This window comes from Streptomyces sp. NBC_00448 (assembly GCF_036014115.1).
Classification (GTDB): Bacteria; Actinomycetota; Actinomycetes; order Streptomycetales; family Streptomycetaceae; genus Actinacidiphila.
The window spans coordinates 1,816,337-1,841,128 of the sequence record NZ_CP107913.1 but is presented as its reverse complement, the minus strand read 5'-3'; the positions used below and the strand labels follow the sequence as shown (position 1 = coordinate 1,841,128).

The 24,792-nt window shown below is 71.9% G+C and carries 24 protein-coding genes; 23 read left to right on the top strand and 1 reads right to left on the bottom strand.

Annotation, left to right across the window (positions count from 1 at the left end; translation table 11 throughout):
- Window positions 1–15: 15 nt before the first annotated feature.
- The 4 genes from dop to prcA all read left to right on the top strand — a co-directional run bounded on the left by dop (window position 16) and on the right by prcA (window position 3,662).
- Window positions 16–1,527, top strand: coding sequence for a depupylase/deamidase Dop (dop, locus tag OG370_RS07750; RefSeq protein ID WP_328461958.1), 1,512 nt, complete (start codon window positions 16–18; stop codon window positions 1,525–1,527).
- 132 nt (window positions 1,528–1,659) lie between these two features.
- Window positions 1,660–1,878: a ubiquitin-like protein Pup gene (locus tag OG370_RS07745; protein WP_328461957.1), complete on the top strand. Its 219-nt coding sequence runs from the start codon at window positions 1,660–1,662 to the stop codon at window positions 1,876–1,878.
- 107 nt (window positions 1,879–1,985) lie between these two features.
- Window positions 1,986–2,831, top strand: a complete 846-nt coding sequence (prcB, locus tag OG370_RS07740; protein ID WP_328461956.1) for a proteasome subunit beta — start codon at window positions 1,986–1,988, stop codon at window positions 2,829–2,831.
- An 81-nt stretch (window positions 2,832–2,912) separates the two neighbouring features.
- Complete coding sequence (gene prcA, locus OG370_RS07735; protein ID WP_328461955.1) at window positions 2,913–3,662, top strand: proteasome subunit alpha; 750 nt, start codon at window positions 2,913–2,915, stop codon at window positions 3,660–3,662.
- 166 nt (window positions 3,663–3,828) lie between these two features.
- On the opposite strand, the gene OG370_RS07730 is transcribed toward prcA, so the two are convergent.
- On the bottom strand, window positions 3,829–4,899 hold the full coding sequence (locus OG370_RS07730; protein WP_443060628.1) for a LacI family DNA-binding transcriptional regulator: 1,071 nt from the start codon (window positions 4,897–4,899) through the stop codon (window positions 3,829–3,831).
- Between the two features lie 50 nt (window positions 4,900–4,949).
- On the opposite strand from OG370_RS07730, the gene OG370_RS07725 reads away from it, so the two are divergent.
- The 19 genes from OG370_RS07725 to OG370_RS07635 all read left to right on the top strand — a co-directional run bounded on the left by OG370_RS07725 (window position 4,950) and on the right by OG370_RS07635 (window position 24,654).
- Window positions 4,950–6,206 (top strand): MFS transporter, encoded by a 1,257-nt coding sequence (locus tag OG370_RS07725; RefSeq protein ID WP_328461951.1) that lies wholly within the window; start codon window positions 4,950–4,952, stop codon window positions 6,204–6,206.
- A 9-nt stretch (window positions 6,207–6,215) separates the two neighbouring features.
- On the top strand, window positions 6,216–7,577 hold the full coding sequence (pafA, locus tag OG370_RS07720) for a Pup--protein ligase (RefSeq protein WP_328461949.1): 1,362 nt from the start codon (window positions 6,216–6,218) through the stop codon (window positions 7,575–7,577).
- A 189-nt stretch (window positions 7,578–7,766) separates the two neighbouring features.
- Window positions 7,767–8,792, top strand: coding sequence for an FKBP-type peptidyl-prolyl cis-trans isomerase (locus OG370_RS07715; protein WP_328461947.1), 1,026 nt, complete (start codon window positions 7,767–7,769; stop codon window positions 8,790–8,792).
- 49 nt (window positions 8,793–8,841) lie between these two features.
- Window positions 8,842–9,213, top strand: a complete 372-nt coding sequence (locus OG370_RS07710; protein WP_328461945.1) for an FKBP-type peptidyl-prolyl cis-trans isomerase — start codon at window positions 8,842–8,844, stop codon at window positions 9,211–9,213.
- 272 nt (window positions 9,214–9,485) lie between these two features.
- Window positions 9,486–10,427, top strand: a complete 942-nt coding sequence (locus OG370_RS07705) for a helix-turn-helix transcriptional regulator (protein WP_328461943.1) — start codon at window positions 9,486–9,488, stop codon at window positions 10,425–10,427.
- A gap of 77 nt (window positions 10,428–10,504) precedes the next feature.
- Window positions 10,505–11,461 carry a helix-turn-helix transcriptional regulator gene (locus OG370_RS07700; RefSeq protein WP_328461941.1) on the top strand — a complete coding sequence of 319 codons (957 nt, stop codon included), beginning with the start codon at window positions 10,505–10,507 and terminating at the stop codon, window positions 11,459–11,461.
- An 85-nt stretch (window positions 11,462–11,546) separates the two neighbouring features.
- Window positions 11,547–11,777: a hypothetical protein gene (locus OG370_RS07695; protein ID WP_328461939.1), complete on the top strand. Its 231-nt coding sequence runs from the start codon at window positions 11,547–11,549 to the stop codon at window positions 11,775–11,777.
- A 57-nt stretch (window positions 11,778–11,834) separates the two neighbouring features.
- Window positions 11,835–12,038, top strand: a complete 204-nt coding sequence (locus OG370_RS07690) for a hypothetical protein (protein WP_328461937.1) — start codon at window positions 11,835–11,837, stop codon at window positions 12,036–12,038.
- Between the two features lie 212 nt (window positions 12,039–12,250).
- Window positions 12,251–12,529 (top strand): Sec-independent protein translocase subunit TatA, encoded by a 279-nt coding sequence (gene tatA, locus OG370_RS07685; protein WP_328461935.1) that lies wholly within the window; start codon window positions 12,251–12,253, stop codon window positions 12,527–12,529.
- A 112-nt stretch (window positions 12,530–12,641) separates the two neighbouring features.
- A complete protein-coding gene (gene tatC, locus OG370_RS07680; protein ID WP_328461933.1) occupies window positions 12,642–13,586 on the top strand; it encodes a twin-arginine translocase subunit TatC in 945 nt (314 codons plus the stop codon).
- A 396-nt stretch (window positions 13,587–13,982) separates the two neighbouring features.
- A complete protein-coding gene (locus tag OG370_RS07675) occupies window positions 13,983–14,885 on the top strand; it encodes a diacylglycerol kinase (protein WP_328461931.1) in 903 nt (300 codons plus the stop codon).
- Window positions 14,886–15,003: 118 nt separating this feature from the next.
- Window positions 15,004–17,823, top strand: a complete 2,820-nt coding sequence (locus tag OG370_RS07670; RefSeq protein ID WP_328461929.1) for a DEAD/DEAH box helicase — start codon at window positions 15,004–15,006, stop codon at window positions 17,821–17,823.
- A gap of 288 nt (window positions 17,824–18,111) precedes the next feature.
- A complete protein-coding gene (locus OG370_RS07665; protein ID WP_328461927.1) occupies window positions 18,112–19,365 on the top strand; it encodes an acyltransferase family protein in 1,254 nt (417 codons plus the stop codon).
- Window positions 19,366–19,502: 137 nt separating this feature from the next.
- Complete coding sequence (locus OG370_RS07660; RefSeq protein WP_328461925.1) at window positions 19,503–20,456, top strand: PH domain-containing protein; 954 nt, start codon at window positions 19,503–19,505, stop codon at window positions 20,454–20,456.
- On the top strand, window positions 20,453–21,100 hold the full coding sequence (locus OG370_RS07655; RefSeq protein ID WP_328461923.1) for a hypothetical protein: 648 nt from the start codon (window positions 20,453–20,455) through the stop codon (window positions 21,098–21,100). The genes OG370_RS07660 and OG370_RS07655 overlap by 4 nt, the downstream gene beginning before the upstream one ends.
- 159 nt (window positions 21,101–21,259) lie before the next feature.
- Entirely contained in the window at window positions 21,260–21,877 is a 618-nt protein-coding gene (locus OG370_RS07650) for a TetR/AcrR family transcriptional regulator (RefSeq protein ID WP_328461921.1), read from the top strand.
- A gap of 112 nt (window positions 21,878–21,989) precedes the next feature.
- A complete protein-coding gene (locus OG370_RS07645; RefSeq protein WP_328461919.1) occupies window positions 21,990–23,228 on the top strand; it encodes a cytochrome P450 in 1,239 nt (412 codons plus the stop codon).
- A 29-nt stretch (window positions 23,229–23,257) separates the two neighbouring features.
- Window positions 23,258–23,452: a ferredoxin gene (locus tag OG370_RS07640; protein ID WP_328461917.1), complete on the top strand. Its 195-nt coding sequence runs from the start codon at window positions 23,258–23,260 to the stop codon at window positions 23,450–23,452.
- A complete protein-coding gene (locus tag OG370_RS07635; protein ID WP_328461915.1) occupies window positions 23,449–24,654 on the top strand; it encodes an NAD(P)/FAD-dependent oxidoreductase in 1,206 nt (401 codons plus the stop codon). Before OG370_RS07640 ends, OG370_RS07635 begins: the two co-directional genes overlap by 4 nt.
- Window positions 24,655–24,792: the final 138 nt, after the last annotated feature.

Here is a 24,792-nt window from a genome sequence, read left to right as displayed (position 1 = left end):
GGCAAGGAGGGCCGCATGACCGTACGGCGAGTAATGGGCATCGAGACGGAGTACGGCATCTCCGTCCCCGGCCACCCCAACGCCAATGCCATGCTCACCTCGTCCCAGATCGTCAACGCCTACGCGGCGGCGATGCACCGGGCGCGGCGCGCCCGCTGGGACTTCGAGGAGGAGAACCCGCTGCGGGACGCCCGCGGCTTCGACCTCGCCCGGGAGGCGGCTGACTCCACCCAGCTCACCGACGAGGACATCGGCCTCGCCAACGTGATCCTCACCAACGGTGCCCGGCTCTACGTCGACCACGCCCATCCGGAGTACTCCTCGCCGGAGATCACCAATCCGCGCGACGCGGTGCTGTGGGACAAGGCCGGCGAGCGGATCATGGCCGAGGCGGCGGTGCGCGCCGCGCAGCTGCCCGGTGCCCAGCAGATCCTGCTCTACAAGAACAACACCGACAACAAGGGCGCCTCCTACGGCACCCACGAGAACTACCTGATGCGCCGGGAGACCCCGTTCTCGGACATCGTCCGGCACCTGACGCCGTTCTTCGTCTCCCGGCAGGTGGTCACCGGCGCGGGCCGGGTCGGCATCGGCCAGGACGGCCACGACGACGGGTTCCAGCTCAGCCAGCGCGCGGACTACTTCGAGGTCGAGGTCGGCCTGGAGACCACCCTCAAGCGCCCCATCATCAACACCCGCGACGAGCCGCACTCCGACGCAGAGAAGTACCGCCGGCTGCACGTCATCATCGGCGACGCCAACCTGTCGGAGATCTCCACCTACCTCAAGCTGGGCACCACCTCGCTGGTGCTGTCCATGATCGAGGAGGGGTTCATCAAGGTGGACCTCGCGGTGGACCAGCCGGTGCGGACCCTGCACGAGGTCTCCCACGACCCCGGGCTGCAACGGCTCGTCACGCTCCGCAACGGCCGGAAGTTGACCGCTGTACAACTTCAGATGGAGTACTTCGACCTCGCCCGCAAGTACGTCGAGGAGCGCTACGGCAGCGACGCCGACGAGCAGACCAGGGACGTGCTCGCCCGCTGGGAGGACGTCCTGGGCCGCCTGGAGAGCGACCCGATGAGCCTGGCCGGCGAGCTGGACTGGGTGGCCAAGCTGGAGCTGCTGGAGGGTTACCGGCGCCGCGACAACCTGGACTGGGACGCCGCCCGCCTGCACCTGGTCGACCTCCAGTACGCCGACGTGCGTCCCGACAAGGGCCTGTACAACCGCCTGGCGGCCCGCGGACGGATCAAGAGGCTGCTGACCGAGGAGGAGGTCCTGCGGGCCGTACAGCGGCCGCCGGAGGACACCAGGGCCTACTTCCGAGGCCGCTGCCTGGAGCAGTACGCCGACGACGTGGCCGCCGCGTCCTGGGACTCGGTGATCTTCGACCTGCCGGGCCACGACTCCCTGCAGCGCGTCCCCACCCTCGAACCGCTGCGGGGCACCCGCAACCACGTGAAAGAGCTGCTCGACCGCTGTCGTACGGCCGAGGAGCTGGTCCGCATCCTGTCCGGGGGATGATCCGCGGCTGAAACGGTCCAGAACCGGGAATCAAGTCCGTAGCACTCGGACGTTGTCGTATTCGAGGGCCGCAGTCGGACCCTCCTTGTAGGGTCTGATCTTGTACGCACGCAACCGAGCGGGGTGAGGGACATGGCTACCAAGGACACCGACGGCGGACAGCAGCGGGCTACGCGTTCCACGGACGAGGTCGAGGAGGTCCAGGAGGACGCCAAGGCCGCCGACGACCTCAAGGAACGCCAGGAGAAGCTTTCGGACGACGTGGACTCGGTTCTCGACGAGATCGACGACGTCCTGGAGGAGAACGCCGAGGACTTCGTGCGCTCCTTCGTCCAGAAGGGCGGCGAGTAGCCGCTCGCCGTCCGTCCGCCCCGCGTCCCTCGGACCGCGGGGCGGATGGACGCCGGGCCCATGGGTAGGGTCCGTAGCAAACACCATGATCGTGTGGAAGGAATCGCGTGGAAGCCAACACTCGTAAGCCCGGGCATCTGCCGGCTGCCTTCCTGACGCCCGGCTCGTCGTCGTTCCTCGACTTCCTGGGCGAGCACTCGCCCGAGCTGCTGCCGGGGAACCGCACGCTGCCCGCGGTCAAGGGAGCGGTCGAACTGCCGCACGGCACCACCATCGTGGCCGCCGTCTTCGACTCCGGCGTCGTGCTCGCCGGTGACCGCCGCGCCACCATGGGCAACGTCATCGCCCAGCGGGACATCGAGAAGGTCTTCCCGGCCGACGAGTTCTCCGCGGTCGGCATCGCCGGCACCGCCGGCCTCGCGGTCGAGATGGTCAAGCTCTTCCAGCTGGAGCTGGAGCACTACGAGAAGATCGAGGGCGCCACCCTCTCCCTGGAGGGCAAGGCCAACCGGCTGTCCACCATGATCCGCGGCAACCTCGCGATGGCCCTGCAGGGCCTCGCCGTGGTCCCGCTCTTCGCCGGCTACGACACGGACCGCGCCAAGGGCCGGATCTTCTCCTACGACGTCACCGGCGGCCGCAGCGAGGAGGCGAACTTCGCCTCCACCGGCTCCGGTTCGGTCTTCGCCCGCGGCGCCCTGAAGAAGCTCTACCGCAAGGACCTGACCGAGCAGCAGACCGTCACCGCCGTCATCCAGGCGCTGTACGACGCGGCCGACGACGACTCGGCCACCGGCGGCCCCGACCTGACCCGGCGGATCTACCCGATCGTCACCGTCATCACCGAGGACGGCTTCCGCCGGCTCGACGAGTCCGACGTCGCCGCGATCGCCCGCTCGGTGCTCGACGGCCGGCTCGAACACCCCGACGGCCCGCAGGCCGAGGTGCTGTGACGCCCGTTCACCCGCCGCGCCCCCCGCGCCCCTTGACCCACCACGCAGCGCCGACGACAGCAGAAAGGCACGGTTGAGCCGGTGTCCACGCCGTTTTACGTTTCGCCCCAGCAGGCAATGGCGGACCGCGCGGAGTACGCCCGCAAGGGCATCGCGCGCGGCCGCAGTGTCGTGGTCCTCCAGTACACCGACGGCATCGTCTTCGTCGCCGAGAACCCGTCCCGGGCGCTGCACAAGGTCAGCGAGATCTACGACCGGATCGCCTTCGCCGCCGTCGGCAAGTACAACGAGTTCGAGAACCTCCGGATCGGCGGAGTCCGCTACGCCGACCTGCGCGGCTACACCTACGACCGGAACGACGTCACCGCCCGAGGCCTCGCCAACGTCTACGCGCAGACCCTCGGCACCATCTTCTCCAGCGTCGGCGAGAAGCCGTACGAAGTGGAGCTGATCGTCGCGGAGGTGGGTGCCGCTCCCGAGGACGACCAGATCTACCGCCTGCCGCACGACGGTTCCATCGTCGACGAGCACGGCGCGGTCGCCGTCGGCGGGAACTCCGACCAGATCGGCAGCTACCTCGACCAGCGGCACCGCGACGGGATGACCCTCGCGGAGGCGCTGGCGCTGGCCGTCGAGTCGCTCGGGCGGGACTCCAACGGCAGCAGCGACCGGCAACTCACCGCCGAGCAGCTCGAAGTCGCGGTACTGGACCGGACCCGGCCGCAGCAGCGGAAGTTCAAGCGGATTCTGGGCCGCCAACTGTCCCGCCTGCTCGACACCGAAAGCGCGTCCACCACGAAGACGGACGAGCCCTCCGACGACGAGGAGTAGGGCGACTGACCCTCCGGGGTGGTGGGTTCTGTCGGTTCAGGGACCACCTGCTGGTGGTGGGTTGCGCGCGCGGTTCCCCGCGCCCCTTGGTGGTGACCCTCCCTTCGCGGAGGAGCCGCACCGACTCAGGGGCGCGTGGGGGCACCTCCCATTCGGCGGCGAACCCCTACGGCGCCGGCGGGAGCCCCGTAGAACCCCGGACCACAAGCTCGACCGGGAGCTCGACCGGGGCGACGGGTACCCCGTCGAGCGCCGCCAGCAACGCCGACATTCCGCGGGCACCCACATCCTCCGCGGGAAGCCGGACCGAGGTGAGCTCCGGGTCGAGCGCGGTCGCCAGCTCCAGATCGTCGAAGCCGGAAACGGACACCTCGTCCGGCACCCTCAACCCGAGCCCGCGGGCGGCCTTGCAGGCGCCCGCGGCGAGAACGTCGCCGTCGCACAGGAGAGCGGTGGGGCGGTCGCCGGAAGCCGTGAGCGCACGCACCGCGGCCTCACGCGCGGAGCGGACATCCAGCCCGCACCGCTCGGTCGCCAGGCGCGCGCCGTCCACTCCGCCCAGCTCCTCGCGGACCGTCTGCGCGCGGACCCGGAACGTCCAGGTGTCCACATCGGCGGCGAGATGGGTGATCCGGCGGTGGCCGAGGCCGACCAGGTGCCGTACCACCTGGCGGATGCCGTCCGCGACGGCGAGATCCACCGTCGGCGGTCCCCCCTCCGTACCGGGCCCGCTGTCCAGCATCACCAGCGGCAGCCCGCCGTCGGCGATCCCGGCAAGCGCGTCCGCCGCCATGGAGGAGGCGATCACCCCGTCGATCGCGGCGCGCGCGGAGCCGAACGGGTCGCGGGCCGGGCCGACCCCCTCGGGTGACGGGTACAGCACCACCCCGAAGCCGTGCGCGTCGGCCACCCGCGCCGCGCCCGCGTAGACCCGGGCGAAGTACTCGTGGGTGAGCGCGGGCACCACCAGCAGCGCGGTCCTGGTCCGGCCGAGCCGCAGGCTGCGCGCGGCCAGGTTCGGCCGGTAGTCCAGCTCGCCGGCCGCCGCGCGCACCGCCAGCGCGGTGCGCTCCGAGACCCGCCCGCGCCACTTCCCGCCGAGCACCAGCGACACCGTCGCCTGCGACACGCCGGCCACCCGCGCCACATCCCGTGAGGTGGGTCGATCGCTTCCGGCCACACCGCCCGCCACCTTCCGGAACCTGTCCCACGGCCTGGACCCGTGAGCTGCCGTCATGGTACGTATGACGCTGACGTTATACGTAACACTTGACTTGGGGAGGGGCAATGGCGAGCGGTTACGCCGACCTGCTGCGGGCCCGGCACGCGGTACGGCTGCTCGGCGGGACCCTGCTGGGACGGCTGCCCAACGGGATGTCCGCGCTGGCGATCGTGCTGTTCCTGCGCGCGCACGGCGCGGGCTACGGCCTGGCCGGCGCCCTGTCCGCGCTCTACGGGCTCGCGGTGGCCCTCGGCCAGCCGCTGCTCGGACGGGCGGTGGACCGCCGGGGGCAGCCGCGGGTGATGGCGTCGGCGGCGCTGCTGGCCGCGGCCGGCTTCGCGCTGCTGGCCGTCAACGGGCCGCGCCCGCTGCCGGTGGCGATCGCCGCGGTGCTGCTCGCCGGGGTCGCCACGCCGCCGCTGGAAGGCGGCCTGCGGGCGCTGTGGCCGATGGTGCTGGACCACGAGGAGCAGGTGCAGCGGGCCTACGCGCTGGACGCGGCGGCCCAGGAGGTGCTGTTCACGCTCGGCCCGCTGCTGGTCACCGCTGCGGTCGCGGTCGCCTCGCAGGCCGCCGCGCTGGTGCTCGCCGGGCTGCTCGGCGTGGCGGGCACCCTGATCGTCGTCACCTCCGGGCCGTCCCGGCAGTGGCGCGCCCAGGCACGCGAGCCGCACTGGCTGGGCGCGCTGCGCTCACCCGGGCTGCTGGCGCTGCTGGGTTCCTGCTTCTTCGTCGGCATCGCCCTGGGCGCCTTCTCGCTGGCCGCGGTCGCCTACGGGGACGACCACGGCGGCGGTTCCGCCGCGGCGTACCTGCTGGCCGCCAACGGGGCCGGCGCGCTGGTCGGCGGGCTCGTCTACGGCGGGCGCTCGTTCGCCGGCGCCCCCGAGCGGCGGCTGCGGCTGCTCGCGGTGGGCCTGGCGGCCTGCTACCCGCCGCTTCTGCTGGTCCCCGCGCTGGGCTGGATGCTGCCGCTCGCATCGCTGGCCGGGCTCTTCCTGGCGCCGACCCTCGCGTGCGGCTTCCTGGTGGTCGACCGACACGCCCCGCCGGGCACGGTGACGGAGGCGTTCTCCTGGGTGGTGACCGCGATGGGGGTCGGCGCGGCGCTCGGCACGGCGGTCGCCGGGGTGGTCGCGCAACACGTCGGAACCTCCGCGGGATTCGGTGTTTGCGCGGTGTGCGGTGCCGTGGCGCTGGGCGTACTGCTCTCGACCGGGCGAATCCTGACGGTGCGGGAGGTCGAAACCGATCGGGGCGTTGCGGAAAAAGATCCAAACCGTGGCCCCGATCCCCGTTTCAGCACGTCGCATCAGGCGTAATGTTCAGACATGGACCGCCGCATTTTCGGGCTGGAGAACGAGTACGGCGTCACATGCACGTTCAGGGGACAGCGGCGTCTGTCCCCTGACGAGGTGGCGCGGTACCTCTTCCGCCGTGTCGTGTCATGGGGCCGCAGCAGCAATGTTTTCCTCCGCAATGGGGCCCGCCTCTATCTCGACGTCGGCTCGCACCCGGAGTACGCCACTCCCGAGTGTGACAACGTCACCGAACTCGTCACGCACGACAAAGCCGGTGAACGCATCCTTGAGGGCCTTCTGGTGGACGCCGAGCGGCGCCTGCACGAGGAGGGCATCGCGGGTGATGTCTACCTGTTCAAGAACAACACCGACTCGGCCGGCAACTCCTACGGTTGCCACGAGAATTACCTGGTCGCCCGGCACGGCGAATTCTCCCGGCTGGCGGACATCCTCATTCCGTTCCTCGTCACCCGTCAGTTGCTGTGCGGCGCGGGCAAGGTGCTGCAGACCCCGCGCGGTGCGGTCTTCTGCGTGAGCCAGCGCGCCGAGCACATCTGGGAGGGCGTCAGCTCGGCGACCACCCGGTCCCGTCCGATCATCAACACCCGTGACGAGCCGCACGCCGACGCCGAGCGGTACCGCCGGCTGCACGTCATCGTCGGGGACTCCAACATGTCGGAGACCACGATGCTGCTCAAGGTCGGCGCCACCGACCTGGTGCTGCGGATGATCGAAGCCGGCACCGTGATGCGCGACCTGACACTGGAGAACCCGATCCGGGCCATCCGCGAGGTCAGCCACGACATCACCGGCCGCCGCAAGGTCCGGCTCGCCTCCGGCCGGGAGGCGTCCGCGCTCGACATCCAGCAGGAGTACTACTCCAAGGCCGTCGAGTTCTGCGAGCGCCGCGGCATCCGCAGCGGCGTCATCGACCAGGTCCTGGAGCTGTGGGGCCGCGCCCTGGAGTCGATCGGCAGCGGCGACCTGTCGAAGATCGGCACCGAGATCGACTGGGTGATGAAGTACCAGCTCATCGAGCGCTACCGGAACCGCGACAACATCACCATGTCCCACCCGCGGGTCGCGCAGATAGACCTCGCCTACCACGACATCCACCGCCGCCGCGGGTTGTACTACCTGCTGGAGCGGAAGGGCCAGGCCAAGCGGATCTGCAGCGACCTGAAGATCTTCGAGGCCAAGTCGGTGCCGCCGCAGACCACCCGGGCCCGGCTGCGCGGTGACTTCATCCGGCGCGCCCAGGAGCAGCGCCGCGACTTCACCGTCGACTGGGTGCACCTGAAGCTGAACGACCAGGCGCAGCGCACCGTGCTGTGCAAGGACCCGTTCCGGTCGGTGGACGACCGGGTGGAGAAGCTGATCGCCGGGATGTGACCCGGCGGGAGGTGACCCGGTGTGAGGTGACCGGGCGTATCCACCACAGCATCCACACAGGCCCCGTGCGTATCTCGTACGGGGCCTGTCGCACGCCGTAGGGTATGGGGCTGTACTTGTGTTCCCCCCATGATCCACCCGTCAGTCCCCAGCACGCCCCCCACCCCGACGACAGTAACGAGGAACTCCGTGCGCCGACGCTCAGCACTGCTCGCAGTCCCCGCGCTCATGCTCACCGCCGCCGGCTGCGGCAAAGACAGCAAGAGCGGGTCGGCGAAGCCCAGTTCGACGCCCTCGACGACGACCTCGACGACGCCGCCCACGTCGCCGACCACCTCCGCGACCCCGAAGGCGGAGATCGTCTCCGGCCCGGTGCCGGCGATCACCACGGGCACGGCCTTCGACCAGAAGCCGACCATCGCCAAGGGCACCGGCACCCCCTCCACCAAGCTCGCCGTCAAGACGGTGATCAAGGGCGACGGGCCGAAGATCGTCAGCGGCGACTATGTCCAGGTCAACTACCTGGGCCAGATCTGGAACACCGCGAAGGTCTTCGACACCTCCTTCGGCAAGAGCCCGTACACCAACGTGATCGGCCAGGGAAAGCTCATCCCGGGCTGGGACCAGGGCCTGGTCGGCCAGCAGGTGAAGAGCCGGGTGGAGATGGCGATCCCGCCGTCGCTGGGCTACGGCAGCAGCGGCAACTCGCAGGCCGGCATCAAGGGTACCGACACGCTGGTGTTCGTCATCGACGTGCTCAACCGCTTCAACGGGAAGAGCTCGTCGACCGGGAAGGTGGTGCCGCAGACCAACGCGGACCTGCCGAAGTCCGGCACCAACACCGACGGCAAGATCCCGTCGCTGACCATCCCGAAGGGCGTCAAGGCCCCCACCAAACTCGTCTCCGCGTACATCCTCGAAGGCGACGGCCCGGTGATCAAGTCCACCGACGCGGTGCTGGCGCAGTACCAGGGCAAGGTGTGGAGCACCGGCAAGGAGTTCGACTCCAGCTACAGCCGCGGCGAGCTGGCGGCCTTCGAGCTGAGCCAGCTCATCCAGGGCTGGCAGCAGGGCCTGGTCGGCAAGAAGGCCGGCAGCCGGGTGCTGCTGGTGACGCCGGGCTCGCTCGCCTACGGTGCCAACCCGCCCTCGGGCAGCGGCATCCCGAAGAACGCGACGCTGGTGTTCACGCTCGACGTGCTGGCCATCCTGTGAGGTCTGCAAGACTGTCCAGGTTGCCCGCAACAGCACAAGGAGCACCGCAGTGAGCATCGACAAGCCCGAGATCGACTTCCCGGGCGGCGAGCCGCCGGCCGACCTGGAGGTCAAGGACATCTGGGAGGGCGACGGCCCGGTCGCGAAGGCCGGCGACACCGTCTCCGTCCACTACGTCGGCGTGGCGTTCTCCACCGGCGAGGAGTTCGACGCGAGCTGGAACCGCGGTACGCCGCTTCAGTTCCAGCTCGGTGTCGGCCAGGTCATCGCCGGCTGGGACCAGGGCGTGCAGGGCATGAAGGTCGGCGGCCGCCGCCAGCTGACCATCCCCTCGCACCTCGCCTACGGCGACCGCGGCGCCGGCGCCGCGATCCGCCCGGGTGAGACCCTGATCTTCGTCTGCGACCTGGTCGCCGTCTGACCCCCCTTTTGTGTTCGCTCGCCTCCGGGTGCTTGAACCCGGTGCCGACGGTCGATCATGCTCAGCCCCTCCTTCTGGGCCTCCGCGTGTTCCTCCTTTCGACACCGGCGCGCCTTTGGCTCGCTCACCGGGGCGACCTGGATACGTTCACGTGTGAACCCAGGGCGCTGCCCGTGACCGCGGCCCCCGCCCACCGGCGGGGGCCGCGGTTTTGGGTCGACGCCCAGGAGCGGTACGGTCAGCGGGCGAGGGCGCAAACGGAGGGCTTGCAGATGGCGATTGCCAAGGCTGAGCGGTTGATGAACCTTGCGCTGTGCCTGATGAACACCCGGCGCCCGGTCAGCAAACGTGAGCTGCGCGCGTCGATCGAGGCGTACCACGAGGTCACCTCGGACGAGTCGTTCAACCGGATGTTCGAGCGCGACAAGGACGACCTGCGCGAACTCGGCCTGGTCATCGACACCGTGGAGAGCATCGACGGCGACTTCGGGTACCTCGCCCGTAGCGACCGCAACCGGCTGCCGGACATCGCCCTGGACCCGGAGGAGGCCGCCGCGCTCGCGCTGGCCGCGAAGGTCTGGCAGCAGGCGCGGCTCGCCGAGGCCGCCAGCGGGGCACTGCAGAAGCTGCGCGCGGCCGGTGTGCCGTACGAGGACGCCACCAGCGCGCTGGAGCCGCGGATTCCGGCCCCGGAACCGGCCTTCGAGGCGCTGATGGTCGCCACCCGTGAGCGCAAGGCGGTCGCCTTCGACTACCGCAAGGCGAACGCGGTACGGCCCGAGCCGCGGCTGGTCGAGCCGTGGGCGCTGGAGTGCTGGCGCGGCCACTGGTACCTGGCCGGCCACGACCGCGACCGCGGCGACGTCCGGGTCTTCCGGCTGTCGCGGATCTCCGGCCGGGTCAAGGTGCGCGGGGCGTTCACCGCCGAGGTGCCCGACCACATCGACGTCCGCGAGACCGTGGCCCGTTGGGCCGGCGAGGGCGCCACCGCCGCCACCGCGCGGATCAGGCTGCGCCGGGACAGCGGCTACCCGCTGCGCGCCCGCGCGGTCGCCACCACCCCGGTCGACGCGGACTGGGACGAGCTGGAAGTCCCGTACGGGCACGGCCTGGACGCATGGCTCGCGGAGTTCGGCCCCGACGTGGTCGTGGTGGCCCCCGAGGAGCTGCGCGCGGACCTGGTGGACCGGCTGCGCGCGGTGGCGAAGGGCTAGGCGATGGCCGAGACATCCCTTCAGCACCATGTGCGGACCCGGCCCGAGCGACCTGTGAGCCAGTGGGGGAGTGACCGATGAGCAACGCGATCGACCAGACCCGCAGGATGCTGTCCCTGGTGACGTATCTGCGCGAGCGGCCCGGGGCGCGGGTGAGCGAGGTGGCGCGGGCCTTCGGGGTCAGCGAGGCCGAGCTGATCGGCGACCTGAACGTGCTGCCGCTGTGCGGCACCAGCTTCAGGGGCGGCGACCTGCTGGACATCGACACCGACGGCGAGCGGATCTGGTGGCACAACCCGGGCACCGCCGACGACGTGGCGCAGCCGCTGCGGCTGGCCGCCGACGAGGCGACCGCGCTGCTGGTGGCCGCCCGGGCGGTGGCGAACCTGCCGGGGCTGCGCGAGGGCGACCGGCAGGCGTTGCAGCGGGCCGCCGCGAAGCTGGAGACGGCGGCCGGTGAGGCGGCCGGGGCGAGCGGGCGGCTGTCGGTGACGTTCGAGTCGGAGGGCAGCGTGTTCGCCACCGTGGACCGCGCGCTGACCGAGCGCCGCCGGCTGTGGATGCGCTACTACTCGCCGGCCCGCGACACCCTCACCGACCGCGAGGTGGACCCGATCCGGCTCTTCGCGGTCGGCCACACCTATGTGGAGGGCTGGTGCCGGCTGTCGGAGGACCGCCGCACCTTCCGGCTGGACCGGGTCGCCGAGATCCGGCTGCTCGACGAGCCGTCCGACCCGCCGCGGATGGAGCCGCGCGACCTGTCGCAGGGGCTGGTGCAGCCGGCCGGCGACGACCCCGAGGTGGTGGTCGAGGTGGGGCCCGGCGGCCGCTGGGTCGCGGAGTACTACCCGCACGACAGCGCCGAGGAGCTGCCCGACGGCGGACTGCGGATCACCCTGCGCACGCCCGACCCCGGTTCGCTGCGGCGGCTCGCGCTGCGGCTGGGCCGCGACGGCCGGATCGTCTCCCCGCCCGACCTCGCCGACGGCGCCCGCGAAGCGGCGGTGCGGGCCCTGGCCGCCTACGGTGAGTGAGGGGACGAGCGGCGGTACGGCCCCGGTGGAGTGCCCGCCGCAGAACGGCCCGCAGTCGCCGTCACAACCGCCGTCGGCGTCCGCGGTGCCCGCCGTGCCTGCCGTGCTGTTCCGCGCGAACTGCACGCACTGCCGCAGCAGCTTCGAACTGGACGCCGCGGCCCTGCGGCTGGCCATCGGCGCCTCGTCCCGCACCACCTTCTACTCCTTCACCTGCCCCGAGTGCGGCGAGGCGGTCCGCAAGCCGGCGGGGGAGCGGATCATCGAGCTGCTCACCGGCGGCGGGGTCCCCACGATGCGGCTGACCGGCCGCTGAGGCCCCGCACGGGGCGATCGCACCAGGCCGGGCGGTCCACCGATAGGCTCGCGGCCCATGTGGTGGCTTTTTCTCTACGTCGGCCTGTCGACCGCGGGACTCCTGGTGCTGGGGGTGCTGGCGGTACGCGTCTTCGCGGCCGTCCAGGCGCTCGCCCACCAGGTCGCCGCCAGCACCGAGGCGCTGACCGCGGCGAGCGAGCGGTTGCGGCGGGCGGCCCGGCCGTTGGCCGAACGGACCGGAGAGATCTCGCGGCCCTGAGCCCTGCCGCGATTCCGGCAGGTGAGGGTACTCTGGCCCGGGCGGCCCGCGAACGACGCGCGGCTCGGGCCGCAGCCGGATGGACGACGGTGCTCTCTCCGCCGTTCACCGCCGCGCGCTACGATCACTGCGCGGCACGGCTCCGGGCACCCGCCCGGCTCCGCACCGCGGACGCACGGACCACGCCGCCAAGGTGAGAAGGTAGACCTCTTATGCTCGGCAACCTCAAGCCCCTGGAAATCCTCCTCATCGTCGCCGTCATCGTCGTCCTGTTCGGTGCGAAGAAGCTTCCGGACCTGGCGCGTTCGGTCGGCAAGTCCGCCCGCATCCTCAAGAGCGAGGCCAAGGCGATGAAGAACGACCACGCGTCGTCCTCGGCCGAGGAGCCCGCCGCGCCGCAGACCGCCGCTCGTACCATCCAGTCCGCCCCCGGCGACACCGCCAGCGCCCGCCCGGTGAGCGAGCCGGAGCGCACCACCAGCCAGAGCTGATCCGAGACCGATTACCGCGTCCGGCCGTCCCCTGCGGCGGCCGGCGACAGGTGAAGGACCAAGCCGGGACCGGTCGCGCCGGTGACGGCTGCCGCACGAGACGAGGACGTGGGTGCTCAAGACTGCCCGCAAGCAGACCAAGGACCCCGAGGGCCGGATGCCCCTCGCGGACCATCTGCGTGAGCTGCGCAACAGGCTGTTCAAGTCGGTCTTGGCGATCCTCGTTGTCACGATCGTGGCAGCGGTGTTCTACAAGCACATCATCGAGCTGCTCCAGCACCGCATTCCGGCCGGTGTGCGCTGCGTGAACGGCGCGATGCCCGCGTCGCAGCAGAAGGAGCACACCGAGGCGTGCGCGCAGATGACCGTCAGCGGTCTGCTGGGCGGCTTCTCGATCGCGCTGAAGGTCTCGCTGATGGCCGGCGTGGTCGTCTCCTCCCCGGTGTGGCTCTACCAGTTGTGGGCGTTCCTGGCGCCCGGCCTGCACAAGAGCGAGAAGCGCTACACGCTGGGCTTCGTCGCCGCCGGTGTGCCGCTGTTCCTGGCGGGTGCGGTGCTCGCCTACGCGATCCTGCCGCAGACCGCGCGGATCATGATCGGCTTCGTGCCGAGCGACACCACCAACCTGCTGCCGCTCGACGACTTCCTGGACCTGGTGGCCCGGATGATCGTCGTGTTCGGCCTCGCCTTCGAGCTACCACTCGTGCTGGTGCTGCTGAACTTCACCGGGATAGTGACCGGGCGCCGGATGCTGGGCTGGTGGCGCGGGATGGTCATCGGCATCACCGTCTTCGCCGCGGTCGCCACGCCGACGGGTGACCCGCTGACCATGTCGCTGCTGGCCGCGCCGATCGTCCTGCTGTACTTCCTGGCGATGGGTGTCTGCTTCTTCAACGACCGGCGCCGTGACCGCCGCCGCGCGGCCGACCCCGATTTCGGGCTCGACCCCGATGAGGCTTCCGGCCTCGACTACGTGCCCGAGCAGATCGATGCGCAGGCGTTCGACGCGGACGCCGAGCGGCGGACCGCGGACGACGACTACGACGACGCGACCTGAGCGGATTCTTTTGCCGCCGTACGGTTCCCCGCCGTGAGGGTTCCGGTCCGCTGCCGGGTGCGCCCGGTGGGGGGCGCGTGCGGTTCCCCGCTGTGACGGTTCCGGTCCGTTGCCGGGCGCGCCCGGTGGTGGGCTGGTCGCTCCGTTCTCCCCCAGAGCTTCGCCTGGGAGGTATCCCCACGCGCCCCTGAGTACGTGCGGCTGCTCCGCAGCGTACCGCTGCGTACCCGGGCACGGGCCACCCGCGCTTGACGATGGCGAGCAGCCCAATCAGGGGCGGGTGGGGAACGGAGCTACCAGCTACGGCGGACCCGCGGACGGTAGGGCACCGTGGGGGGCATCTGGATGGTGCCTGGATCTACCGCGGGGGGTCCGCGGAACGATATCGTCGCGCCGGTGACCAGCGAGATCACCCTTTTCGTCAACCCGTCCGCCGGCCGCGGGCGGGGTGCCCGGGCGGCGCAGCCGGCCGCCCGGGAACTCAGGGCGGCCGGCTTCGCCGTCCGCACGGTGGTCGGCACCGACGCGGGGGACGCGCTCGTCCGGGCCCGGGCCGCGGTCACCCGCGGGACGGGGGCCCTCGTGGCGGTCGGCGGCGACGGCCTGGTGTCGCTGGCGCTGCAGGCCGTGGCGGGCACGGCCACCCCGCTGGGCGTGGTCGCGGTCGGCACCGGCAACGACTTCGCGCGGGTCAACGGCCTGCCGGTGCGGGACCCGGCCGCCGCGGGCAGGGTCGTCGCACGGGCGCTCACGGAGGGCCGTACGAGGTCGCTGGACCTCGGGCGGGTCGGCGGCGGGCCGGGCGGCCACCGCTGGTTCGGCACGGTGCTCGCCTCCGGCTTCGACTCGCGGGTCAACGACCGCGGCAACCGGATGCGCTTCCCCGGCGGCCGTTTCCGGTACGACGTGGCGATGCTCGCGGAACTGGCCGCGCTGCGCCCGATCCGCTACACCGTTGCCTTCGACGACACCGACGAGCGGGAACTGGAGGCGACCCTCATCGCGGTCGGCAACGGCTCCTCCTACGGCGGCGGCATGCGGATCTGCGCCGACGCGCAGATGGACGACGGGCTCTTCGACGTGTGCGTGGTCGGCCCGTGCAGCCGCACCACGCTGCTGCGGGTCTTCCCGCGGGTCTACCGCGGCACCCACCCCAGCCACCCGGTGGTCACCGTGCACCGTGCCGCGCGGGTGCGGCTGGCCGCGGTCGGTGTCACCGGTTACGCCGACGGGGAGCCGGTCGGGCCGCTCCCGCTGACCGCGCAGACCGTGCCGGGCGCGCTGCGGCTGCTGGTCTGAACGGCGCGCGGACCGGCCGCGGGGGTGCCGCGGCGGGCCCGGAACCGTATCCGGGAGGGCAGCCGGGCGGTAAAGGTCACGCACGGTGTCGGTGCCCCCGGGTAGGCTCGTGCGGGAGATGACCGAAGAGATGTCGCCAGCCGAGCGCTACGCCGCCAGCCGTCGCCGCGCTGAAGAGAACGCCACCGCGCTCGCGCAGTTCCGCGAGCTGTACGAGTTCGGCCTCGACCCGTTCCAGATAGACGCCTGCCGGGCCCTCGAGGGCGGCAGCGGTGTCCTGGTCGCCGCGCCCACCGGCTCGGGAAAGACCATCGTCGGCGAGTTCGCCGTCCACCTGGCCCTGGCCGAGGGCCGCAAGTGCTTCTACACCACGCCCATCAAGGCCCTGTCCAACCAGAAGTACAACGACCTGGCGAAACGCTACGGCGCCGACAAGGTCGGCCTGCTCACCGGCGACAACAGCGTCAACGGCGACGCGCCCGTGATCGTCATGACCACCGAAGTCCTGCGCAACATGCTCTACGCGGGCTCTCCCGCACTCGACGGCCTCGGCTACGTGGTGATGGACGAGGTGCACTACCTCTCCGACCGCTTCCGCGGCGCCGTGTGGGAAGAGGTGATCATCCACCTGCCGCAGTCGGTGACCCTGGTGTCGCTGTCCGCGACCGTCTCCAACGCCGAGGAGTTCGGCGACTGGCTGGACACCGTCCGCGGGGACACCAAGGTGATCGTCTCCGAGCACCGGCCGGTGCCGCTGTGGCAGCACGTCCTGGCCGGGCGGCGGATGTACGACCTGTTCGAGGAGAAGTCCGGGCCCGCCGACCCCGGCGGGCGCCGCGAGGTCAACACCGACCTCGAACGCCTGGCCCGGATGGAGAACCAGCGCACCTACCCGCGCGGCAAGCGCGGCCGGGAGGCGGACCGGGAGCGCGAGCGGCGTTCCCGCAGCCGGATCTGGACGCCCAGCCGGGCCGAGGTGATCGACCGGCTCGACAACGAGGGCCTGCTGCCCGCGATCACCTTCATCTTCAGCCGGGCCGGCTGCGAGGCCGCCGTCCAGCAGTGCCTGTACGCGGGCCTGCGGCTGAACAACGACGAGGCCAGGGCCCGGGTGAGGTCCATCGTCGAGGAGCGCACCCGCGCCATCCCCGACGAGGACCTGCACGTCCTGGGCTACTTCGAGTGGCTGGAGGGCCTGGAGCGCGGCATCGCCGCCCACCACGCCGGCATGCTGCCCACCTTCAAGGAGGTGGTCGAGGAACTGTTCGTCAAGGGCCTGGTCAAGGCGGTGTTCGCCACCGAGACACTGGCACTGGGCATCAACATGCCGGCCCGCTCGGTGGTGCTGGAGAAGCTGGTGAAGTGGAACGGCGAGACCCACGCCGACATCACCCCCGGCGAGTACACCCAGCTCACCGGCCGCGCCGGGCGGCGCGGCATCGATGTCGAGGGCCACGCGGTGGTGCTGTGGCAGCGCGGCTTCGACCCGACCGCCGTCGCCGGCCTGGCCGGCACCCGCACGTACCCGCTGCGCTCGTCCTTCAAGCCGTCGTACAACATGGCGGTCAACCTGGTCGGGCAGTTCGGGCGGCACCGCTCCCGGGAACTGCTGGAGACGTCGTTCGCGCAGTTCCAGGCGGACCGCTCGGTGGTCGGCATCTCCCGGCAGGTGCAGCGCAACGAGGAAGGGCTCGACGGCTACCAGGAGTCGATGACCTGCCACCTCGGCGACTTCGACGCCTACATGCGGCTGCGCCGCGAGCTGAAGGAGCGCGAGGCCGAACTGTCCCGGCAGGGCGCCGCGCAGCGCCGGGCGGCCGCCTCGGACGCGCTGGAGAAGCTGAAGCCCGGCGACATCATCCATGTGCCGGCCGGGAAGTACGCCGGCCTGGCGCTGGTGCTGGACCCGGGGGTGCCCGCCGGGCGGGCCGCCGGTCCCCGGCGCGGCGAGGAGTACCACGACGGGCCGCGCCCGCTGGTGCTCACCGCCGAACGCCAGGTCAAGCGGCTGGCGCAGATGGACTTCCCGGTGCCCGTCGAGGCGCTGGACCGGATGCGCATCCCCAAGTCGTTCAACCCGCGCAGCCCGCAGTCCCGGCGCGACCTCGCCTCGGCGATGCGCACCAAGGCCGGCACCGCCGGCTGGGCGGCGCCGGCCCGGCACCGCAAGCAGCGTTCGGCCGCCGCCGACGACACCGAGATCGCCCGGCTGCGCAGCGAGATCCGCGCGCATCCCTGCCACGGCTGCGCCGACCGTGAGGACCACGCCCGGTGGGCCGAGCGGTACCACCGACTGCGCCGCGACACCCAGCAGTTGGAGCGGCGGATCGAAGGCCGTACCAACACCATCGCGCGGACCTTCGACCGGGTCTGCGCGGTGCTGGCCGAGTTGGACTACCTCGACGGCGACACCGTCACCCCCGAGGGGCGCCGGCTGGCCCGGCTCTACGGCGAACTCGACCTGCTGGCCAGCGAATGCCTGCGGGATGGGGTGTGGGACGGCCTCGGCCCGGCCGAACTCGCCGCGTGCGCCTCGGCGTTGGTCTACGAGTCCCGGCAGTCCGACGACGCCGTGATGCCGAAACTCCCGACCGGCAACGCGAAGGCGGCGCTCGGCGAGATGGTGCGGATCTGGGGCCGGCTGGACGCGTTGGAGGAGGACCACCGGATCAACCAGACCGAGGGCGTGGGCCAGCGCGAGCCCGACCTCGGCTTCGCGTGGCCCGCGTACCGCTGGGCGTCCGGCCACGGCCTGGACGCGGTGCTCTCCGACGCCGACATGCCCGCGGGGGACTTCGTGCGCTGGTGCAAGCAGCTCATCGACGTGCTGGGCCAGATCGGCAACGCGGCGCCCGAGGGCAGCCCGGTGCGGCGCAACGCCCGCAGGGCGGTGGACGGACTGCTGCGCGGCGTGGTGGCGTACTCCTCGGTCGGGTGAACTTCGCCACGCCGCGTTGACGGCAGCGGCGGGCCGCCCGATCCGGGCCGGTCCGCCGCTGCCGTCCGGCGAGTCCTCGCCAACTCCCCGGCGGCCTGCCGCGACTTGGGTCCGCAACGGGTTTCCAGGACGCCGCCGTGACCTGCCACTCGGCGCGTGCCACCGGCTCTGAGCTGTGCGGATCGTGTGAGAACACGGTTCCGTTTTATGGGGCGTTTACCAGAACACTGCTTGGCTGAGGCGAATGTATTTGCCATCAATCAGCGATAGCAGGGAAGCGGTACCTGCGTGAGCAGTCAACCCCCCACCAGCACGCGCCAGGACAGCGGCCAACGAGAGGCGGCAACAAGAGGACCGGAGACCGCGCCCTTTCCCTCGGCGGTCAGGACCCCCGGCAAGCGGGTCAACGGCATCGACGGGCTGCGCACGCTGGCCGTGATGCTCGTCATCGTCTACCACTTCAACCCGGACAAGCTGCCCGGTGGCTCCATCGGTGTGGACGTCTTCTACACCATCAGCGGTTTCGTGATCACCCGGCTGCTCATCGCGGAGTTCGCCAGGACCGGCGACATCAGCCTGCGGCAGTTCTACCGCCGCCGCTGGCTGCGGCTGGTGCCCGCGCTCCTGGTGGTCTGCGCCGTGACCGCGCTGCTGAGCTTCGCGCCGGTGCAGTCCTTCCGGCACGGCGTGTCGGCGGCCCTGCTGGCCGCGTTCTCGCTGGTCAACCTGGTCCGCGCGGCCCAGTCCGGCGCCTACACCGGTGTGACCGCCCCCCTCGGGCACACCTGGTCGCTCGGCGTCGAGGAGCAGTTCTACCTGCTGTGGCCGCCGGTGCTCCTCCTGCTGCTGCGCCGGCTCAGGGCCCGTACGGTGCTGATCGCCGCGGCCGTGCTCACGCTGCTGCCCGTGCTGTGGCGCTTCCACCTGTGGAACGCCGAGGCCGCGCACCGCATCTACAACGGGCCCGACACCCGCGCCGACCAGCTGCTGGCCGGTGCGGTGCTGGCGATCGTGCTCGCCCGGCTCGCCCCGGACGACCCCTGGCGGGAGACGATGCGGACCTGGTCGGCGCGGCTGTGGGTGCCCGCGTTCGCGCTGCTGGGCCTGATGGCCTGGCAGCTGCAGATCACCGGCGACAGCGGGTGGATCGCGCCGGAGTACACCGTCGGCTTCCTCGTCACCGCGCTGCTCGCGGTGGTGCTGCTGACCTCGCTGGAACTCCTGCCGGGCTCGCCGCTGAACAAGGTGCTCTCGCTCGCCCCGCTCGCCTGGATCGGCCGCAACCTCAGCTACGGGCTCTACCTGTGGCACTACCCGCTGATGCACCTGCTGAGCGACCTGGGTGTCCAGCGCATGCTCTTCCCCTCCACGCTGCTCGCCACCTTCATCATGGCGCTGGCCTCCTACTTCCTCGTGGAGGAGCCGTGCCGGCGCATCAAGCAGCGCGGCCGCGGCACGCCGACCGGGCGGAGCGGGGGAGGGCTGCGCACACCGGAGCAGGTCCTGCCGACGTCGGTGGGCGCCCCGGGCCGGGCCCGGTAGCAACTCGCGCCCCGGGCGGCCCTGTTCTCGCCCCCGTCACTCGGGTTGCGGGCGGGCCCCCCGGCTTCGTCGCCGGGGGCCGGTGACTCGCGCGGATCGGGCCCGCGGGCCCGCGGGGTTCGCGTAGGTTCTGGCGCATGGCCACTACGGTGCGGCTCAGTCCGCTGCTTGAGGAGCATTCGAGGGCGCTCGGCATCGACCTCGGGTACTTCGTCGTCGTGTACGCGGTGGTGGCGTTCTCCACGCACACGGACGTGCGCGGCTGGTGGGCGTTGGCGGTGCTGGGGTCGGTGGTGGTCTTCCACTGGCTCCAGATGCGGTTCCTGGTGAAGCTGGTCTTCGACGACCAGGGCGTCACCATCCAGCGGGTGGTGCGCCGCCGGCGCTTCCCCTGGGCGGACATCGCCGGCCTGGTCTACTCCGAGCGCGGGTCGGGCACCGCGAACACCCCTTCCACGTACCAGTTGCGGCTGGTGCTGCGGGGGCAGGAACCTCCGCTGGGCCGGTTCCTGACCCAGGTGCAGCGCCAGGACTACTGCGGGGGACCGGTGTTGATGGCGCTGGCGACCCTCGACGACGACGGCGAGAGCAAGGGCGACCACCAACGGCGCCTGATCCTCAAGGAGTTGGAGAGGCACGGCTTCCCTCCTCCGGCGATGAAGCCGTGGGAGTTCCGCACCCCGCGGTTCAGCGCCCGGGCGCTGACCGCGGCCGTCGCGATGGACCTGCGCGGCACCCATGCGGTGGCCGTACGGCACGGCGCGGGGGTCTCCGCGGAGGAACGGCCTTTGCTGGCCCGTACGTTGCCGGAACTGGCCGAGGCGAACGGCGGGGCGGACACCACGTTGCGCGAACCGGACTTCGTCAGCTTCTTCTTCGAGGGCCCGGCGGCGGCCGATCGCGCGGCGGCGTTCCTGGCCGCGGCGCGCGAGGTGGTGCCCGCGCACTGGGGGGTGACGGCGGGGACGCTGCCGGCGGAGGAGGAGCCGTCGGGAGCGGTGGCGCCCGGTGCGGTGGGGCCCGCGGGGACCAGGGCCGCGGTGCGCGCGCCCGTCTCCGCAGCGGCCGAGCGCGAAAAGGGCGCCCGATGAACCGCCGTCTTCCGTGGTGGAGTTGGGGCTTCGTGGTGGGCGGGGTGGCCGGCTTCCTCGGGCTGGTCACCCACTGGTTCAGCACGGTGCCGCCGAGCGGGGCGCCACTCGGTACCGGTGGCCATGGCTACGGCGCGTTCTCGGTCCACTGGCTGGGGGCGCTCGGGCCGGTGTTCATGCTGCTGGAGGGCGGGCGCTGGTTCGGGGCGCTGCGCGGCTGGTGGCGGGTCCCTGCGCTGTCCGACTGGCGGCGCGGCGGCTCCCGCCCGGCGGATCGGACGGCTCCGGTGGCTTCGGCCGCGTCCCCAGCGTCTCCCGCGTCCCCCACGTCCCCCGCCTCCTCGGCGGACTCCGCTCCCCAGGACGACGGTGACCCGGGCGAGGGCGCCGGCCCCGGCGGGCTGATCGGCCTGGCTGCCCTCATCCTGCTCGGGATCAGCCGCGCGGCCGTACCGACCCACCTCACCGTCTTCGCCATCGGCGGCACCGACCCCGGCCGCCGGGACATGGCGTACGCCGTCCACGTCGACTTCGGCTTCTGGTGCATGCTGGTCGGCTCGCTGCTCTTCGTCGCCTGCGGCGCGCTCGGCTGGTTCACCCGCGAACGGATCTTCCGCCCCTCGTCCGTGCCCGTCCCGGACTAGGCCCCGACCAGGGCCGGATCAGGGCCCGGACCAGAGCCCGGCCCTGGGGCGGCGAGGCGTTCACGCGGGCGCGGGCCTGGCAAGGGTGCGTCGCGGGGGACGGTCCGGTTCCGGTCAGCTTCGATAATGCTCCGGGGAAGGGCGGCGGAAGGAGCGGGGATGGCGGAGACGTTCAAGCGGCGCACACCGAGCCAGTGGGGTGAGGGGGCCGCGCTGAAGACGGAGATCCTGTCGGCGGCGGCGCGGCTGCTGGCGGCGGCCGGGCGCGAGGACGCGGTGTCGCTGCGCGCGGTCGCCAGGGAGGTCGGGATCTCCGCCCCCAGCATCTACCTGCACTTCAAGGACCGTTCCGACCTGGTGGCGGCCGTGACGCAGCAGGCGTACGAGACGCTGGTCGCCGACCTGCACGCGACGTGGGACCGGCAGGAGCACTCCGGGCCGCCGGCGGCGCTGCGCGCGATGGCCCACCGGTACTGCGGGTTCGCGCTGGAGAACCCGACGCGCTACCGGCTGATGTTCGGTCTGGAGCGGGTCACGGCGCCCCGCGAGCAGTCCCCGCAGCACCCGGTGTGGCTGCTGTACGGGGTGTGGCAGGACGCGGTGGCCGCCTGCCGCACCGCCCGGCCAGGTGCGGAGCGGGACCGCAAGGACGCGCTGCTGCTGTGGTCCGCCCTGCACGGGATCGTGGCCATCACGATGGCCCTGCCCTTCGAGGCGGACCTGGAGAGCATCGCGCACCGGGCGGACGACCTGCTCGACCGTGTGATGGCCGAATAGCGACGACGGTGCCCTGCGTGGTGTTGATGTGACGCACGGTGTCGATATCGTTGCCCATGGCACCTAACGCCGTTAGGGATGTTGGGTGGCCACTCCTGCCGAGGAGGCACGTATGGCCGAGATCTCGACGGTCACGCCGTCCGAACACCTCGAACACCCCGACTACCCGATGCCCCGAGCGGCCGGGTGTCCCTTCGACCCGCCGCCCGCACTGCTGACCCTGCAAGAGCAGAAGCCGCTCGCCCGGGTGCGCATCTGGGACGGCACCAGCCCCTGGCTCGTCACCCGGTACGACCACATGCGCGCCCTGCTCGGCGATGCGCGGCTGAGCGCCGACACCACGAACCCCGGCTATCCGTACCGCAACGCGGCGGGTCGGGCCGGCGACCAGATCCGGCGGACCTTCCTCACGATGGACGACCCGGAGCACGCGCGGCTGCGGCGCATGGTGACCGCTCCCTTCGCCATCAAGAACGTCGAGGCGCTGCGATGGTCCGTGCAGACCATCGTCGACGGGCTGATCGACCGCCTGCTCGACGGTCCGCGGCCGGTCGACCTCGTCGAGGCGTTCGCGACGCCGGTGCCCAGCCTGGTCATCTGTGAACTGCTCGGAGTGCCGTACGACGACCACGACTTCTTCCAGCGCAACACCAGGGTCATCGTCCGCCGCACCTCGACGCCCGAGGAGGTCGTCGCCGCGCAGAACGCCCTCGTCGACTACCTGGACGACCTCCTGGGCGACAAGCAGGCCCGGCCCGGCGAGGACCTGCTCTCCACGCTCGCCGGGCAGCGCGTGGACGCCGGGCAGATGACGCGGCGCGAGGCGGCGCAGATGGGTGTCCTCCTGCTCAGCGCGGGGCACGAGACGACGGCGAACATGATCGCGCTCGGCACGGTCGCGCTGCTGCGGCACCCGGACCAACTCGCCCTGCTGCGCGACACCGACGACCCCAAGGTGGTCGCCGCGGCGGTGGAGGAACTGCTGCGCTACCTCACCATCGCGCACTCCGGGCGCCGCCGCGTGGCGCTTGAGGACATCGAGATCGACGGCGAGGTGATCCGCGCCGGCGACGGCGTCATCCTGGCCGGCGAGGCCGCCAACCGCGACCCGCGGGTCTTCCCCGACCCGGACCGCCTCGACGTCACCCGCGACGCCCGGCAGCACGTCGCCTTCGGCTTCGGCGTCCACCAGTGCCTGGGCCAGCCGCTGGCCCGGGTCGAGCTCCAGGTCGTCTACAGCACCCTCTACTCCCGCATCCGGACGCTGGAGTTGGCCGTGGACGAGGACCAACTGGACTACAAGCACGACGGACTGGTCTACGGCGTTTACGAACTCCCGGTCACCTGGTAGCAGTTGCCCTTTCGAAAGCGAGGCATCCCATGCGTGTCGAAGTGGAACAGCCCAAGTGCGTGGCGTCCGGGCAGTGCGTGCTGGCGGCGCCCGACGTGTTCGACCAGGACGACGAGGGCATCGTGGAGATGCTGACGGACCGGCCGGGAGCCGACCGGTACGAGGACGTGAAGGAGGCGGCCGCGCTCTGCCCCGCCGCGGCGATCCGGCTGGTGAGTGAGTGACCAGCGGTCCCCCGCGCCGCGTGGTGGTCGTCGGGGCCTCGGCCGCCGGGCTGGCGGCGACCGAGACCCTGCGCCGCGACGGGTACGACGGCGCCCTGACCCTCGTCGGGTCGGAGAAGCACCTTCCGTACGATCGGCCGCCGCTGTCCAAGCAGGTCCTCACCGGGCAGTGGCCGGTCGAGCGCACCGCCCTGCGCGGGCCGGCCGATCTGGACGCCCTCGACGTGGTCCTGCGGCTCGGCGTGCCGGCCGCGGCCCTCTCGGCGGCCGGCCGCACGCTGACCCTGGCGGACGGCGCCGAACTCGCCTACGACGGACTGGTCGTCTGCACCGGAGTCCGTCCGCGCCGCCTGGCCCCGTCCGGCACCGCCGGCCTCCACGTCCTGCGTGACCTGGAGGACGCCGTGGTCCTGCGGGACCGGCTGGCCGCCGGGCGGCGCCTGGTCGTGGTGGGCGGCGGGTTCCTCGGCACCGAGGTGTCCGCCGCCGCCCGCGCCCTGGGCGCCGCCGTCACGCTCGTCGAGCCGTCCGCCGTGCTCCTCGCCGACGCGCTCGGGCACCAGGTCGGCGCCCACCTGGCGCAGGTGCACCGCGAGCAGGGCGTGGACCTGCGGACCGCGACGGCGGTCGCGGGGATCACCGCGGAGGAGGGCCGGGTGACCGGAGTGCGGCTGGCGGACGGAACCGTCCTCCCGGCCGACGACGTGGTCACCGCGATCGGCTCGCTCCCCAACACCGAATGGCTGCGCGGCAGCGGACTGGGCGTGGCCGACGGGGTCGAATGCGACGAGTACAGCGCCGCCGCACCCGGTGTGTACGCCGCCGGGGACGTCGCGCGATGGCTCAACCCGCTCTTCGGCACCCGGATGCGGATCGAGCACCGCACCAACGCGGCCGAGCAGGGCATGGCCGCCGCCCGCAACCTCCTGCACCCGCAGGAAAGCCGGCCCTTCGCCCCGATCCCGTACTTCTGGTCCGACCAGTACGACGTCAAGATCCAGGCGTACGGCATGCTGCGCGGCAGCAGCCAGGCGCAGGTGGTGGAGGGCGACCCCACGGACGGCCGCTTCCTCGTCGCCTACCGCTCCGGTGAGACGTTGACGGGGGTGCTGGCGATCGGCATCCCGCCGCGCACCCTGCGCCGGTGGCGTACCGCCGTGGCCGACCGCACCGCATGGCAGGACGCGCTGACCATGGCGTGAGCGGGTGACCGGGGGCTTGGTCGCCCGGCTGCCCGGCCGCCCGACTACACGGCCGCCCGGCTGATCCGCGAGCGCCGGGACCCGGCGCGGCGTGCGCGCAGCCCGGGACGAGCCCGGCTCCGCTCGGCACCTCCAACG

Coding starts and splice junctions, on each gene's coding strand:
- OG370_RS07650 (WP_328461921.1), top strand. CDS start 21,260: ATGGCGGAGACGTTCAAGCGGCGCACACCGAGCCAGTGGGGTGAGGGG.
- OG370_RS07705 (WP_328461943.1), top strand. CDS start 9,486: ATGGCGATTGCCAAGGCTGAGCGGTTGATGAACCTTGCGCTGTGCCTG.
- OG370_RS07645 (WP_328461919.1), top strand. CDS start 21,990: ATGGCCGAGATCTCGACGGTCACGCCGTCCGAACACCTCGAACACCCC.
- pafA (WP_328461949.1), top strand. CDS start 6,216: ATGGACCGCCGCATTTTCGGGCTGGAGAACGAGTACGGCGTCACATGC.
- OG370_RS07725 (WP_328461951.1), top strand. CDS start 4,950: ATGGCGAGCGGTTACGCCGACCTGCTGCGGGCCCGGCACGCGGTACGG.
- OG370_RS07655 (WP_328461923.1), top strand. CDS start 20,453: ATGAACCGCCGTCTTCCGTGGTGGAGTTGGGGCTTCGTGGTGGGCGGG.
- OG370_RS07640 (WP_328461917.1), top strand. CDS start 23,258: ATGCGTGTCGAAGTGGAACAGCCCAAGTGCGTGGCGTCCGGGCAGTGC.
- OG370_RS07700 (WP_328461941.1), top strand. CDS start 10,505: ATGAGCAACGCGATCGACCAGACCCGCAGGATGCTGTCCCTGGTGACG.
- OG370_RS07690 (WP_328461937.1), top strand. CDS start 11,835: ATGTGGTGGCTTTTTCTCTACGTCGGCCTGTCGACCGCGGGACTCCTG.
- OG370_RS07745 (WP_328461957.1), top strand. CDS start 1,660: ATGGCTACCAAGGACACCGACGGCGGACAGCAGCGGGCTACGCGTTCC.
- tatA (WP_328461935.1), top strand. CDS start 12,251: ATGCTCGGCAACCTCAAGCCCCTGGAAATCCTCCTCATCGTCGCCGTC.
- dop (WP_328461958.1), top strand. CDS start 16: ATGACCGTACGGCGAGTAATGGGCATCGAGACGGAGTACGGCATCTCC.
- OG370_RS07660 (WP_328461925.1), top strand. CDS start 19,503: ATGGCCACTACGGTGCGGCTCAGTCCGCTGCTTGAGGAGCATTCGAGG.
- OG370_RS07670 (WP_328461929.1), top strand. CDS start 15,004: ATGACCGAAGAGATGTCGCCAGCCGAGCGCTACGCCGCCAGCCGTCGC.
- OG370_RS07730 (WP_443060628.1), bottom strand. CDS start 4,899: ATGACGGCAGCTCACGGGTCCAGGCCGTGGGACAGGTTCCGGAAGGTG.